The organism is Peredibacter sp. HCB2-198, assembly GCF_045999315.1.
Taxonomy (GTDB): Bacteria; Bdellovibrionota; Bacteriovoracia; order Bacteriovoracales; family Bacteriovoracaceae; genus Peredibacter.
In genome coordinates this window covers 710,625-726,223 of the sequence record NZ_CP174607.1, presented here as the reverse complement: position 1 = coordinate 726,223, position 15,599 = coordinate 710,625, and the positions used below count along the sequence as shown (strand labels likewise).

The following is a 15,599-nucleotide window of genomic DNA, read 5'->3' as shown; positions in this document are numbered from 1 at the left end:
GGCCTTGCAAGTAAAGTTAATGCCTCCTAAATTTTATTCGTACTCGTCCTGGATTTTGTCTAACTGCGCCTCATGTAGGTCGTAGAGTTTTGTGATATTTAACCCGGTTTCTTTCTTAACTCTTTTTTCTAAAAGATTTTTTAATTTTAAAAAGTTTTTATTTTGGGAAGTTGAGCCTTCTGTATGAAGGAGAAAACTCATGGCATCATCCAGATTGAGTTCAAGTCTCTGAGGATTAAAATCTCCGAGATTCGTGAAACGGAAAAGACGTTCGACCCTACTGAGGAGTTCAGGATTTTTCTCGAAACGAAGGCCGGAAAAAAGATAATTTGAAAGGTGTTGCTTTTGGACATCAATGGTTCGGAAGCAAAGGTTCACGGTAAGATCAGAGTGATGATGATTCTGATGAATAAATTTATTCAAAGGAGCGATTGGCTGAATATGCCCAGGCATAATCATGTGAGAACGGACAATCCTAACTTCTCCCATGGCATGGTATTTTCCGATCTTCTCTTTTTCTTTGAATTCAAATTCTAAATCTAAATTTTTTCCTTCAAGACATTGAAAGGCACCCGTGAAGTGATGATTATGTATGACGGTAGGACGTCTTCTCCAGAAGTAGATATCGATGAACGAATGTTTGCCGCGAGCAAGCGTTACTGGGAGATCACTGAATTCAAAATGCGCGAAATTTTGCTCATGACGAAAAGATTTTTTGAAACTCTCTTGAACGAGTTGTTCGAAATCATATTCTTTGTCCAATCGGGCCGTCTCTAAAAGTTCTGCTGCTTTTAGATGAAAGTTTTTACTTCCATTGGTTTCTAAAAAACGATCGGCCGATTTAATGAGTTTTTGGGCGGTCTTTATCATTCGAAAATTACCTTGAGCTTGTTTATAAGTCCTACGAGACCCACTAGTGGGATCATGAGTTTTGGCCTTGAAGCCCGAATACGAGGACGATCAATGACCTCATTGAGGAATTGAGCGGCCTCCTTTTTAGTCAGTTGGAGCGGCTTCACCGGTGCCTTGGCCATTTTAGTATCCACAAAACCAAAACGCACATTGGAGATTTTAACCGGGCCCTTTTTATCTTTAAGTGCTAGGGCCAGTCCTTCCCAGTATCGAGATAGAGCAATCTTCGAGGCCGTATAACTGGGAGATTCCGGAGAAATAAGCATATCACCCAAAGAGCTGATTCCAATAAAATGACCTGTATTTTGAAGCTGCATTTTTTCTAATACCAATTCGGTTGTAATCACTGCTCCCATGAGGTTCACTTCAAATACTTTGGTTTCAGCTTTTAGATCAGCAAGATCTAATTCTCGCCCAATGCCGGCAAGATAAAGACATAGATCTAACTGAGGAATAGAACTCAAGCATTCATGAAGCGAGGACCTGAAATTATTGGCCGCGACATCTTGCTCAATATGAGAGTAGTTAGGATGAGAAATTTTCGAAGAACTTTTTGATATCCCAATTACTTGATGACCCTGATTCAACAAATCAGAAGTCATCTCCGCTCCAATTCCATCAGTATTGCCAATCAGAAGGACTGTTTTTTTCATACCTCATCTTAGAGGTTCCTTAAATGGGAGTAAACTCGTTTTCTCCCTTAACTCTCTTTAAGATTTATTGATTCACCATTCTGAGAGAGAAGGGCCTAACATGAATTATTCCAAGGAGGGACTATGAATAATAATGTATTAATCGGTGATTCCTTTCGAAAGTGGTGGGCCTTTGAAATTCTTGGTGCGCTTTTCATTTTGATGAGTCTATTTGTGATGGGTCATCCCCTGACTAGTTATGCAGGATTGGTTCTTTACTTTGCCGTGATGTTTGTGGTTTCCGGCATTCTTAGAATTGTTTCTTCTTATGGAAACAGAGATGTACTTAAAAACTGGGGCTGGTATGTTGCGGGTGGGGTCGTTGATATAGTAATTGGTGCGCTTCTTCTTATGCGACTTGATATCGCCGCAATTGCTCTTTCAGTTTATGTGGGATTCTTTGTCCTCTTTGGCAGCATTGCGGCCATCTTCCGAGCATCTGAGCTTCGTGAATCTGGATTTAAAGGTTGGGGATGGCCACTTGCTTCTGGAGTTCTTGGAATTTTATTCTCATTTATGATTCTGACGAATTTAATTTTTGGAGCTGCCACAATTGTTCTTTGGACCGCCATGGGTTTTTTAATGATGGGAATCTTCTATATTTATTTGGGAATTCACATGCACCGTATTCACAAAGGTGTTCATCCTATTGGCCGTGAGCAAATGAATGCTTAAGGATCAACGTATTCAACTGGACGGAAGACACATCTGAAACCGATGATGTCTTCCCGAGAGTCTGGACTTTCTTCGATCCCAACTGTGTAGATACCTGCGGCAGGAGGGGCCTCAACGACTCCACTTTCTGCATCATCGCCAGTGTAGACGTAACCCATGGCCGTATCACCACCACGAAGCACATAGCCTTCAGTTTCAGTCACTCCAGGTTCAGTGTTACCAATAAACATACCGACCCCATTCGCAGAAGTGTAAGTAGGAGTTAATGGTAAATAATCATTGGCCGCCCAAGGTCCATCACAATCACCTGGCAACAGATCTTTCAATTCTTTTTCGACCTTACACATCGGTGCTAGATCTAGCCCCTCTTTACGGTTCCAGTCTACCCATTCCCAGGCGTTGGCACTGAAGTCCCAGATTGTTTCATTTCCTCTAGGGTTTGTTATGGTGAGGGCACGTTTTTGTTCCCAGCCCCGTTCAAAATTTGCAATGTCAAAGACAGTTGTCCCATCATACGGGTCGCCTTGATCAACCACAGGCAATAAGTTTTCATCGTAATCTGAATCTGGGTCAATTCCTCGCACACTTGTGTGGCCTACAGGTAGCATGCTTGTAAAATCAGTAAACCAGTTCGATGCCGTGGTCTCAATATTTCTCGCAATTGCCATCCACTCTTCATTTGAAATCAAATCATAATGCTTATCATAACCAAGAGCGCGACAGGCGGCCTTGGCATCGGCAATTTTAATTTCAGTCCATGGCCTTTGGTCAGGTTTAGAAACTGCCTTGCCAGCTTCATCCTTGGCCTCAAATTTCATGACACAAAAACGTGCAGTCCCAAGAGTAAGATCTTCCGGAACTTCAGCGTAGTTGGCCGGACAAACTTGAATGATAAGGTTGATGGTGGCACTGCTGGTTCCAATGCCATTCGTTGCCGTAATTGAATAGGTAGTTCCAGTATCAACAGCTGGAGGTGTTCCCGTAATCACACAGGTTGTTGGGTCAAGGGACGCCCAGGCCGGTAGAGCAGGAGAGATCGTACAGGTCGTTGGATCTCCATTGTCTCTGAAAAGAGTCGGTGTGATCTTCATTGGAGATTCAAGATAGGCCGGTATTCCTGGAGTATTAAAATAACTCAACTGAGGAGCGTCTGGAGTAATTTCTATACTTACGCTTGCTGCTGACGAAGTTCCACCGGAGTTGGTCGCTGTAACACTGAACGATTGGTTTACTTCTTCTTCTGGTGTTCCTGAGATGATACAAGTCGTTGCATTGATACTTAACCCATTTGGAAGTGCAGGTGTAATTGAACAGGCCGTGACTGCTGCACCATTAGTTTCCAAAGTTGCAGGAGAAATCGTCATTATGGTCCCAATCTTTCCTGTATTAGGTGAAGTGTAGCTCAAGCTTGGTGGTAATGAATTTACCGTTAAACTAATAGTTGTTGGAAGTGAATCACCAACATCTGTAGTTGCAATCACTGTATAAGTCGTTGCAGCTTGAGCAGTGGTAGGGGTCCCAGAAATCTTACAATCTGTACTATCAATATTTAACCCAGCTGGAAGAGCTGGATTAACAGAGCAGCCAGTAATTGGAGCTCCTTTAAGAACAATTGCCGGAGTAATACTAAAAGCTTGATTGAAAGTAAGTGTGTTAGAGTTAGGCGTGTAACTGATCTCCGGAACTTTGGCGGTAACATTAAGACTAAAGCTCGCAGTAATAGTACCTACACTGTTTACGACATCAATTGAAACAACTTGCGCCGAAACAGCACTATCGGGGGTACCGGTAATAACACAAGTAGAAGCGTCCAAAGTGGCCCAAGTTGGTATAGGGTTCGTCGCATTTGACGAACAAGTGATGTTGGCACCATTTTCATCAAAGATACTCGGAGAGATAGTGATAGGATCACCGAAACTTCCGTTTACTGTGCCTGGATAAGCAAGTTCAGGAGGTGAGGCATTGATGGTGATTGTTAGATCCGCACCCAGAGAAGCAGTTCCTTCTGAGTTATAGGCCGTAATTGTATAAATTGTACCAGGAAGAACATCATCAGGTGTTCCGGTGATGGTACATGTGCTTTGATTAATCGTCGCCCAAGCTGGAAGGGCCGGTGATGCCGTACATGCTGTGATGACTCCACCTTTCGGATCAAGATTGCTTGGACTATGTGCGAATGGAACATCAACCGCACCACTTGTTGGTAGATAGGCCAGAAGAGGTTTCGCGGCCTTTACTCCTAAATCAAAAGTCACTGGCACACTTCCGGCGATATTCGAGACGTTGATTGTAAACGTACTCAAACCTATAACAGCATCAGGAGTACCTGTGATCACGCAGGTCGAAGCATTGACACTTGCCCAGGCCGGCAGGCTGCCAACTGAACATGTGGCCGTATCGCCGTTTGATAAGAAAGTTGTTGGGTTGATGGTTACTGGAGTTTCGAATTCGGCCATGGTTGTTGTATAAACCAGTGTTGGCACTCCAGGATTAATAGTCATCGTTAGGGCAGTTCCAATCGAATCACCTGCAGCGTTGTGAGCGGTGATTGTATAAGGAGCATTGGTCACTAATTGAGACGGTGTACCGGAGATCACACAAGTCACTGGATCAATGTTAAGACCAGTTGGTAAAGCCGGGTCACTAGTACAGTTCGTAACGGCAGCACCATTATTCAGAAGCGCACTTGGCACAATGCTTGTAATAGGACTTCCGTAAGTCCCGGTCTTAGTTCCGGCCGTATAAGTCAGAGTTGGAACATTGGCATTTACCGAGAGTGAGAGAGTCGCGTTTGTTGTTCCAATTCCGTTTGTCACAGAAACAGTATATGAACCCGTAGATAGTGCATTTGGAGTACCGGTAATCTCACAGGTGAGAGGATCAATGAACGCCCATAGTGGTAAAGTCGGAGCAGTACAATTGGTGATGCTTGACCCATTATTATCAAGAGTAGGAGTAATAGAAACCGCTTCACCAATTTTTACAGTTGCCGCTGCATAACTAATAGAAGGAGCAATGGCATTTACCTGAAGTGTCACAGATGCTGGAGTAGAAGATCCGGCACTATTAGTGGCCGTGATGGAATAAGTGGATGCTGCCAAAATAGCATCTGGCGTACCGCTAATCACACATGTCGTGGTATTGATAGTCGCCCAAGTTGGAAGTGCTGGAGCTACCGTACATCCCGTGATGGCCGCCCCATTTGTTGTAAGAGTTGAAGGAGTCACTGACATTGGTGAGTGAATGTTCACAGTTTTCCCAGTCGAAGCGCTATAACTTAAAACTGGAGGAAGTGGATTAACTGTAAGAGTAACAGTTGCTCCGGTAGAACTACCTGCGGAGTTTGCCGCCGTAATAGTATAAGTCACTCCTGCAACTGCCACAGTCGCCGTGCCAGAAATCACACAAGTCGAAGGATCAATGTTAAGGCCAGTTGGAAGAGTTGGTGAACTCGTACAACTCGTAATGGTCGCTCCATTATTTTGTAACGTCGTTGGAGTAATTGTCATCGCCGTACCAAAATTCACAGTTGTTCCTGTCGCACCGGCATAACTAATGACAGGTGGAGCAGATGAAACACTTAAGTTCACTGCTGCGGCCACAGAATTTCCAATAGAGTTTGTCGCCGTAATATTATAAGTCGTTGCACCTTGAGGAGAAGTCGGCGTACCTGTGATCACACAAGTGGTCGGGTTTAAAGTTGCCCAGGCCGGTAATGTAGGAGAGCTTGTACAGCTAGTAATCGCTGAACCATTACTTTGAAGAGTGGTTGGTGTGACTGTCATGGCACTTCCGACTGTTCCAGAAGTTCCTGTGGCGCCTACATAACTGATGCTTGGGACGAGAGCATTGACTGTGAGAGTGACAGTCGCCCCAAGTGAACCGCCGATGGCATTTGTTGCAACAATAGTATAAGTCGTGGCCGGTTGAACGGTTGTGGCAGTACCAGTAATGACACAAGTATTGGGATCAAGTGTGGCCCAAGCAGGGAGCGCTGGTGTTGCCGTACATTGAGTAATGGCAGATGCATTATTATTTAAAACTGTGGGAGTCACTGACATCGCCGCATTGAAATTGACAGTGGTTCCTGTTGATCCTGAATAACTTAATGTTGGTATTCCTGCATTTACTGTTAACGTCACATTATCTGAACCTGTGCCAAGTGCAGTTGTTACAGTAACTGTATAAGCAGTCGCGGCCGATAGCGCTGACGGAGTACCTGAAATAATACAAGTTGTATTATTGATCGTTAGTCCACCTGATAATGCCGGTGAAATAGAACAACTTGTGATTGCTGATCCGTTATCATCTAAATTCGTAGGCGCAACTGTCATCGGAGTACCAACTGTACCTGTTGTTCCTGTGGCACCTGCAAAACTAATTTCAGGTAGAGAAACGTTTTCCACTGAAAGGGTCAGGCTTGCTCCAACTGAAGGTCCGATAGCGTTTGTCGCTGTCAATGTGTATGTCACGGGTGACATGATCGCATCAGGTGTTCCTGAAATCACGCAGGTTGATGGATTTAGGGTCGCCCAAGTTGGGAGTGCCGGTGCAACCGTACAATTCGTAACTGGTGAACCATTTGCATTTAATGTGGTCGGAGTCACTGTCATTGGTAAAGTCACGTAACCAATCGTTCCTGTAGCGCCGGCATAACTTAGATTTGGTGCTATCGCATTTACAGTGAGATTCACTGTGGCCGCAGTTGAAGTTCCGGCCGAGTTGACGGCAGTGATGGAATAAGTCACTCCGGCCAGAGCTGCATTAGGCGTTCCTGAAATCACGCAAGTTGTTTGGTTAATTGTTGCCCATGCTGGAAGCGCAGGGCTTGCCGTACAGGCCGTGATTGGAGCTCCGTTCGTAGCAAGTGTAGTAGGAGACACAGTCATCGGAGTTCCGAAATTGACTGTTGTTCCAGTTGCCCCTGCATAACTAATCGTAGGTGCAGCGGCATTTACTTGAAGAGTTATTGTAGCGCCTGAAGAATTACCGACAGAGTTTGTGGCCCTAATCGTAAATGTTGTTGAGCTTAAAGTTGAATTTGGTGTCCCTGTGATGACACAAGTAACTGGATCAAGCGTTGCCCAGGCCGGAAGAGCTGGTGTACTTGTACAAGCAGTGATCACAGCTCCATTATCAGAAAGAAGAGTCGGAGAAACTGTCATCGTAGAGCCAAATGTTCCCATTGTTCCTGTGGCACCAGAATAACTAAGTGCCGGGACCGAAGCATCAACCGTCAGAGTGACACTTGCAGCAGCAGAATCTCCCGCCGAGTTGGTGGCGACAATATTGAAAATGGTTCCAGGTAAAACTGCATCAGGAGTCCCTGTAATTTGACAGGTTGCTGGATTAAGAGTTGCCCATGAAGGAAGAGCTGGAGTGCTTACACAATTTGTAACTGCCGCACCATTTGCAACTAATGAAGTTGGATTGATTGTCATTGCCACGCCAACATTTCCGCTGGTACCAAGAGCACCGAGGTAACTAAGAGTTGGTGGAGTTGCATTTACTTGGAGAGTAAGAGTGGCGCCGATTGAATTACCCGCTGAGTTTCTGGCCACAATTGTATATGTTGTAGGAGCCAGAACTGCATTCGCTGTACCCGTAATCACACAGGTGGTTGAATTAAGTGTGGCCCACGCTGGAAGGGCCGGCGTACTGGTACAGTTCGTGATGGCCGCACCATTATTGTTGAGAGTGGTAGGAGCGATATTTGCGGCGGTATTGTAGTTTATGATTGTACCTGTAGCTCCTACATAACTTAGAGTTGGAACCGCCACGTTCGCACGAAGAGTTACAGTCGCAGGTGTTGAATTACCGGTTGAGTTGGTTGCGATAACTGAATATGTCGTCGATGGAAGGGCCGCGTTCGGTGTACCACTAATCACACAGGTTGATGGATCAAGCGTTGCCCATGCAGGAAGGGCCGGTGTGCTGGTACAGTTTGTGACGGCCGCACCGTTATTATTGATTGTGGTCGGAGTGACACTCATTGGAGTTCCAACAGAACCAATGGTTCCTGTCGCCCCTGCAAAACTCAGAGTTGGTACCGCTGCAATGACAGTTAGATCAACTGTCGCATTAGTTGTTCCTGCACTATTACCTGCTGTGATGGTGAAAGTTGTTGTCGCCATCATCGCATTTGGTGTTCCAGAGATCACACAGGTCGTTGGATTAAGAGTTGCCCAGCCCGGAAGGGCCGGTGAACTAGTACAACTTGTAATGGCCGCTCCATTTGATTGTAAAGTTGTTGGTGCTACTGTCATTGGTGAGTTTACTGCTCTGGTTGTTCCAGAGGCCCCGACGAAACTAATGACTGGAGGAAGAGCATTTACCGTCAAAGTCACTGAGGCAGGAACTGATTGTCCAGCGGAGTTGCTTGCCCTGACTGTATATGTGGTTGCTGATAAATCTTGAGTAGGAGTTCCTGAGATCACACAGGTCGATGAATTAATTACGGCCCATGCCGGAAGTGCCGGAGAAATGGTACAGCCAGTGATGGTTGCGCCATTTGCACTTAATAATGAAGGAGCAACATTTAGAGAGCTACCAAAGTTAATAGTTGTTCCAGTTGAAGTCGCATAACTCAGAGATGGAACGGAAGGATTTGATCTAAATGTCACATTACTACTTGTTGAACCAACAGAGTTCGTGGCGGTTATTGTATACGTAGTTGCAGGTAAAGTTCCGGTTGGAGTTCCTGAAATTACGCAAGTGACAGAATCAATACTGGCCCAGGCCGGAAGTGCTGGAGTTGCTGTACAGTTAGTAATCGAAGCACCGTTATCGACTAGCGTTGTTGGTGAAATACTCATGGCCACACCAACATTTCCGATGACACCAGTTGCTCCACTGTAACTTAAAACCGGAGCTGCAGCTGCCACACTCAAAGTGATACTGGCCGGAAGTGAAGCGCCCGCAGAGTTAAGGGCCGAAATATCATAAGCAGTTGCTAGTAAGAAAGAATCCGGTGTTCCAGAAATGGTACAAGTTGTTGGGTCCAAGTTCGCCCATGCCGGAAGTGCAGGAGCACTTGTACAGTTTGTGATTGGGAGACTGTTTCCATTTAAAAGAGTTGGAGACACTGTCATAGGAATTCCGACAGCGCCATTATTTCCAAGAGTTCCGATATAACTCAATACGGGAACCGCACCGTTGACCGTCAAAGTCACTGTCGCAATATTAGAATCACCCACAGAGTTGGTCGCAATTACGTCAAAACTGGTAGGGACCATGACTCCAGTTGGAGTTCCTGTGATTTCACAATTTGTAGGATTGATAGTCGCCCATGTTGGAAGAGCAGGTGTGGTTGAGCAGTTAGTGATGGCGGCGCCATTGGCATCCAGAGTTGTTGGAAGAACTGACATCATTTCACCCACAAGAACAGTCGTTCCAGTGGCCCCAGCAAAACTTAGAGTAGGAGCATCTTCTGCTTTAGGGCGATTCACACAACGGAAACCTACATTGGCCTGTGCGGTCGCTGTCATCCCTAGATTGATTGAATAGAGACCAGAGACATCTGAATCATTCCATGAACCACCACGAACTACGGTCCCAGTAGATCCACCAATAAATCTTCCGACACCATTTGAAGAGCTAAGTCCGACATTGCTTGGTAGATAATCATTACTCGCAAGGCCTGCGCAGCTCACGGCCGAAAGTTCTTGAGAGGCCGCTGAACAATTAGTTGGGCCTGTTTGAAGACCTGAAGTACTTCTCCAATCGACCCATTCTGAAGCGTTACCGCTTAAGTCCCAAATGACAGCGCCATTGGAGAGAGTGATTTTTCTTTTTTGTTCCCAGGCCGTACCGGCAGAATCAAGAGTGTCTGAATAATCATCACCTGTATTACTGATGGCAAGTGAGTTCGATGGATTGTTGTCTGAATGACCTCTTGGCATTAAACCACTGGCAACAGTCCCCGTTGACCAGTTTCCATTTTGGGCCTCTGCATCTCTTGCTATCGCCATCCATTCAGGATTAGAGATCAAATCGTAATCAGCACCTAGAGCGGTACAGGCGGTCTTTGCATTTGAAAGAGAGATGTTGGTCCAAGGAGTGCCAGTTGCTTCTGAAGTGGCCACTCCAGCATTATTCTTTGCCTCGAACATCATCACACAAAAGCGGTCCACGCCTAAAGCGCCATTGGCCTGAACTTCAGCGTAGTCGACTGGACAATTAAAGGTGATGGCGGTCAATGTTACGTTGGCCCCAACAGAGTCACCCATTGCATTGGTGGCGACAATTGAATAAACCGTAGGAAGTAAATCTGCGTCCGGAGTACCAGTGATCACACAGGTATTTGGATTGATGGTTGCCCAAGTCGGAAGCGCAGGCGAGCTCACGCAATTTGAAAGAGGTGAACCATTCGTTTTTAATTTGGTTGGAGTCACTGACATAGGTGAACCGACAAAATTCATTGTACCTAGAGCAGCGGCATAACTTAATTCCGGAACTCCGGCCGTTACCTCAAGGGAAACGGTTGCGCCAATAGAGTCCCCAATCGCATTTGTTGCGGTAATTAAATATGAAGTAAGCCCCAATGTTGAATCAGGTGTTCCTGAGATCACACACGTGCTTGGATGAATACTGGCCCAAGAAGGAAGAGTAGGAAAACTCGTACAACTGGTAATAGGAGAGCCATTTGAATTCAGAAGTGTCGGATTCACAATCATGGGAACATCAATGGCGCCTGAGGTATTGAGAGCTCCCAGATAACTAAGACCAGGAACAAGTGCTCCCACTGTCAGTGTAACTGTCGCAGAGGCCGAAGTTCCCGCCGAGTTTGTGGCGCGAATATTATAGGTCGCTGACATTGGCGCAGTTGGTGTTCCGGAGATCACACAGGTCGTAGAATTAAGTGTTGCCCAAGATGGAAGAGCCGGAGTGCTCGAACAACCAGTAATTGGGGCACCATTGTTATTTAAAAGAGACGGAACCACCGTCATGGTATTACCAAAGTCGATGGCCTTTCCGGCCGATGTTGCATAACTGAGGGACGGCGATCCTGGAACCACCACAATATTGTCGGTTGGAGTAACGGTGAGACCCTGAGAATTTGTTGTTCCTCGAGAGTTCTTTGCCGTCACAATAACTAAATAAGTCTGAGCGTTTGTAAGTCCTGTGATGGTATAAGGCGAGGTAACATTGTCTATAGTAGAGAAGACCAGCGTCGAAGCAGAACGATACTTAATTTCATAAGAATCTGCGTTCTGACTTATTGACCACGTCACGATAGCACTGGCGTCTCCTGGAGTCAGACTCGTGATACTAAAATTTCTAGGGACAACATTATATGGTTGGAAGTCAGAGTCAAAGTTCCCCTCGGAGCCTGTGCCCCCGACCGGATTTGGCATACAACCGGCCAACGAAAATAAAAAGGTCAGAAGAATTAAAATCTTCATGTCTTTCTAGACTTCATCTCCAAAGTAAAATTTGAGTCCTAAAAGAAGTCCTACCTCTGCACGAGTAAATTCAATTTCATCTGTGTCAAATTTATCTTGCGAGTAAAAAACTTCTGCAGAAAAGTTCACTTTTTTAAATTTATGCTCAAGATACACTGAACCAACTGTTCCGATACCAGTGCCTTCATAAACATCACTTTCAAATGGAAAGTGATAACGGGCCGATAGTTTTAGATCAATATTAGTATTGGCGTTCTTGTACATGGCGTACTTTGCGCCAAATTGAACGTAAGGAACTCTTACGCTTTCGATTTGAATGGTTTCATTATCAATTGCCTTGAAGAAGAACTGTTTATTGGTTCCAGCTTCAGAGGTCAGTTTCCAATAATCATTGAGCTGATAATTAACACCTAAGAAGAACTTTTGTTGATCCTGTTTAGGATTTGTGATGGTTCTAGATTTAGAGTTTCCCATGTCATAGAAAGCAAAACTATGTCCTAGTTGGGTTTCCCATTTATTGTTATACCAAGGAGTCCAAAGTACATGATACCCAGGAGCATTATCAGACTTGATATAGCCTTTGGCATTTGAATCAGTCCCATCAACTCTCACGTATGAATTTGAATATTTAAAATCAATCTTCGATGGATAAGGATCTTTCTTTTGCTGAGCAATTTTTTGTTTTTCGTCACCTTCACCAAGATAAATCACAGTCGTTGGTGGGAGCTCTTTAATTTTTTGAATCGTCGAAGGTTTCAATTTAAGAATGTATTTCTTTTTTGTACTTCCAGATTCTTCTTCGAAAATATTTTCACGAATAATGTAGAGATCTGAAGCAAACGCACTTAAGGAAGGTGTAATTAACACCACCAAAAATAAAAATATTTTAATAAAAGACTGCTGACTCATAAGTTGTCCTCAACTCCTTATCGGCACAATGAATGACTTTCTTTTCAATGAGTTAGGGGGCGGCAAGGATGTTCAAATCTTGAGTTTTAGGCTCTTTTTATTGACGAATTTTTCAGGAGTTAGCAAGAGTGAATGAAGGACTAAACTTAAGAAATTTAAAAGTAGGAAAGAGAAGCCAGAGTCCATAGCTCGGACTCTGGCAGAGAGGATTTAACTTAGTGCAGGTTCGGGTTGAGAATTAGTTGTTTTTGGAGTGCTTTCATTTTTCCCATACACAACTTCATTAAGTACATCCACAACACCATTCATAATTTCGGCCTGTGAACTGATTTCTGCGGCAGTTGATGCAATTTCTTCTGACGAAGAAGCATTACTATTAACCGATTGTTCCAACTGATTCATGGCCGTGCTGATTTGAGCAATACCATTACTTTGTTCAAGACATGCATTTGAGATCTCCGCATTGATCTCAGAAACTTTTTTGGCGGCAACCAGAATCTCACTTAGGATGTCGCCACTCTCGAGTGATTGGCCGCTACACTGTTCAATTCTTTCTACACTGCCTTTAATGAGTTCATTAATATTCTTGGCGGCAGTTGCACTTTGTTGAGCAAGATTTCTCACGGCCTCGGCCACAACTGAGAATCCTTTTCCTTGTTCGCCTGCACGAGCGGCCTCAACAGCAGCATTGAGGGCCAGAAGGTTTGTTTGGAAGGCAATATCATCAATCACATTAATAATTTCAAGAATACGCTTTGAATCTTGGCTTATGGATTCCATTGAGGAAATGAGCTTACTGATATTTTCTTTGCCTCTTCCGGCGATCTCATGTGTCTCTCCAGAAAGTCTCGCCGCCTCTTTTGCATGATCAGTATTTACTTTCACCATAGAAGTGAGTTCTTCCAGTGATGCCACTGTTTCTTCGAGGGAGGCAGCTGCTTCACTTGATGATTGTGAAAGGTTTTGGCCGGCGACAGTCAGTTGCTGGATGGCCGCAGTGACTTCATGACTTGAATTGTTCAACTCTTTTGAAGGATTACTTACGGAATTAGAAATATAACGAGATAAGAAAATGACCGCTCCAAAAAGAATACACAAACCAACAATAGAAATCAGAATTTGCGTCAAAAGCATCTTTTTAGCATCGGCAAGAACAGTGGAAGTAGGGGTCCTTACGATGAGAGTCCAATACTCATCTGTGTTCCCAATCTTAAATGAATTCGTGACATAGAGGTATTCCTGGTCGTTGGGAATTTCTCCGAATAAAACAACTTTTTCTCCAGTTGAAATGGCCTTGGCAAATTTCTCTTTTTCAAATGGGAAGACCGCTTCTTTAGTAATCATGTTGATGTCAGGATGTGAGACATACTTTCCTGAACTACTTACTAAAAATGATTCTGAAGTCGTGAAAGGTTTAATCGAATTTACTTCTTTTTGAACTTCTTTCAATGCCAAATCTACACCGGCAACTCCAAGAAATTCTCCGTTCTGAATGACTGGAACGACTGCTGAAGTCATGAGGACCATCTCATCTCCAATCTTATAGAGATAAGGATCAATCATTGTTTCTTTCATTCGGGATTTTGGCACTAAATAATAGTCACCATTTCCTGGAACGTCATATTCAAGAAGAGGCGAAAGTGTCGGCTTGCCATTTTCCCAGTTGGCGTACGGAATGAAACGCCCGGTTTTATCATGATAAATGGTGTTTGCGTATTGCAGGTCTTTACCGTCCCACTTGTCGGCCTCCCATCCTGTCCATGAACCAATGAGGTGAGTGTTCTTTTTCAAAACATCTAATACTACCTGTTCAATGATTTCACGATTATTACCGCCGTGAGAGCGTAGTGACTCGAAAATTTGTGCCATTCCTCGAGAGATATCAAGGCTCTTTTGAAGATCGGCCTTCATATTATTTCCATAAGCTTCTGCCATGGCAGAGGTCTTATCAATGGCAAATATCTTGGAGTTTTCCCATGTATGCGATCCGATGAAGTAAGTCATAATGGCCAAAACCAAAAATGCGGTGATGATAATGGGAACGGCCAGCTTCATCTTAATCGAATAGTTTTGCACAGATGCTCCAGTAAAAAAGTCGGTTATTGATGCATGATTTTTTTATTAATGTTCACGGTGGAGTTCGGTAAATACAATGACAGGCAGAATTTTCCATAAGTAAATTTACCCATCCTTGCCATAACATGATTAAAAAATCTTAAAGGATGGTTTGGATGAAGCGATGGTTAGCGAGTTCAGTTTTACTAATGAGTTCTTCTGCGTTTAGTGCTGGTATTACCGGTTATGCGAAATTGGCCTCGAACTATATTTGGCGCGGAATTTCTTTCACAGAAAATAATCCAGCCATTCAGTTGTCGGCCAATTATGAACATTCTTCAGGTCTTTGGGGAAATATTTTTGGATCGAACTTAAAGTTCGCAGAGCCTACATTGTACGAAGGTGATAGTACTCGAGAGATGGACTTAACTTTGGGTTACAAAAAGGCCCTCGGTGATATTGCGGCCAATTTTTATGTAAACCGTTATGAGTTTATTGATCGCTCACAGATTTCCGCCTTTGAATACTCCACAAGCTTTTCTTATAAAAATGTGACTTTCGAATATAACTACCTTCCAAACTGGTTCGGATATAACTCCGTTTCACATTATTTACGTCTATCAGGTTTTTATGACATTGATGCCAAATATAGTCTTATTGGTGGCTTCGGTAGGAATGAGCAAAGTAAAACTCAAAGAACACAAAATGCTGAAGGAACTTGGAGTGGGGTAGGGTTCACAAGTTACTGGGACTACTACGCGGGCCTACAAGTTAAAGATGGCGTTTTTACCTATGAGTTCCTTTACACGAACACAAATCGCAAAACAATTAGCTATGCTACAGGCAATCCTGCGGAAGACGGACAGTATGCTCGTGCTAATGATGAGTCTCTAACTGTTTCATTAACTAAATTCTTTTAATTCATAAATAAAGTAGGTCCCGTGAAAGCGGG

Annotated in this window: 6 protein-coding genes and 1 pseudogene; 2 read left to right on the top strand and 5 right to left on the bottom strand. The window is 44.0% G+C overall.

Going from position 1 to position 15,599, the window contains the following annotated elements:
• Window positions 1–33: 33 nt before the first annotated feature.
• Together ACJVC5_RS03665 and ACJVC5_RS03660 are read right to left on the bottom strand one after the other, a co-directional pair.
• On the bottom strand, window positions 34–870 hold the full coding sequence (locus ACJVC5_RS03665; RefSeq protein WP_408098033.1) for a hypothetical protein: 837 nt from the start codon (window positions 868–870) through the stop codon (window positions 34–36).
• Entirely contained in the window at window positions 867–1,565 is a 699-nt protein-coding gene (locus tag ACJVC5_RS03660) for an SDR family NAD(P)-dependent oxidoreductase (RefSeq protein WP_408098032.1), read from the bottom strand. The genes ACJVC5_RS03665 and ACJVC5_RS03660 overlap by 4 nt, the downstream gene beginning before the upstream one ends.
• Window positions 1,566–1,688: 123 nt before the next feature.
• Between ACJVC5_RS03660 and ACJVC5_RS03655 the strand changes: the two genes are divergently transcribed.
• A complete protein-coding gene (locus tag ACJVC5_RS03655) occupies window positions 1,689–2,279 on the top strand; it encodes an HdeD family acid-resistance protein (RefSeq protein WP_408098031.1) in 591 nt (196 codons plus the stop codon).
• On the opposite strand, the gene ACJVC5_RS03650 is transcribed toward ACJVC5_RS03655, so the two are convergent.
• The 3 genes and pseudogenes from ACJVC5_RS03650 to ACJVC5_RS03640 all read right to left on the bottom strand — a co-directional run.
• Entirely contained in the window at window positions 2,276–11,683 is a 9,408-nt protein-coding gene (locus tag ACJVC5_RS03650) for a putative Ig domain-containing protein (RefSeq protein WP_408098030.1), read from the bottom strand. The two genes, ACJVC5_RS03655 and ACJVC5_RS03650, sit on opposite strands and share 4 nt — an antisense overlap.
• Before the next feature lie 6 nt (window positions 11,684–11,689).
• Complete coding sequence (locus tag ACJVC5_RS03645; RefSeq protein WP_408098029.1) at window positions 11,690–12,592, bottom strand: hypothetical protein; 903 nt, start codon at window positions 12,590–12,592, stop codon at window positions 11,690–11,692.
• Window positions 12,593–12,802: 210 nt separating this feature from the next.
• A pseudogene (locus tag ACJVC5_RS03640) lies at window positions 12,803–14,530 on the bottom strand (methyl-accepting chemotaxis protein); the annotation flags it as partial.
• Between the two features lie 293 nt (window positions 14,531–14,823).
• On the opposite strand from ACJVC5_RS03640, the gene ACJVC5_RS03635 reads away from it, so the two are divergent.
• Window positions 14,824–15,567 (top strand): TorF family putative porin, encoded by a 744-nt coding sequence (locus tag ACJVC5_RS03635; protein WP_408098028.1) that lies wholly within the window; start codon window positions 14,824–14,826, stop codon window positions 15,565–15,567.
• The last annotated feature ends 32 nt before the right edge of the window (window positions 15,568–15,599 follow it).

Coding starts and splice junctions, on each gene's coding strand:
- ACJVC5_RS03650 (WP_408098030.1), bottom strand. CDS start 11,683: ATGAAGATTTTAATTCTTCTGACCTTTTTATTTTCGTTGGCCGGTTGT.
- ACJVC5_RS03665 (WP_408098033.1), bottom strand. CDS start 870: ATGATAAAGACCGCCCAAAAACTCATTAAATCGGCCGATCGTTTTTTA.
- ACJVC5_RS03655 (WP_408098031.1), top strand. CDS start 1,689: ATGAATAATAATGTATTAATCGGTGATTCCTTTCGAAAGTGGTGGGCC.
- ACJVC5_RS03635 (WP_408098028.1), top strand. CDS start 14,824: ATGAAGCGATGGTTAGCGAGTTCAGTTTTACTAATGAGTTCTTCTGCG.
- ACJVC5_RS03660 (WP_408098032.1), bottom strand. CDS start 1,565: ATGAAAAAAACAGTCCTTCTGATTGGCAATACTGATGGAATTGGAGCG.
- ACJVC5_RS03645 (WP_408098029.1), bottom strand. CDS start 12,592: ATGAGTCAGCAGTCTTTTATTAAAATATTTTTATTTTTGGTGGTGTTA.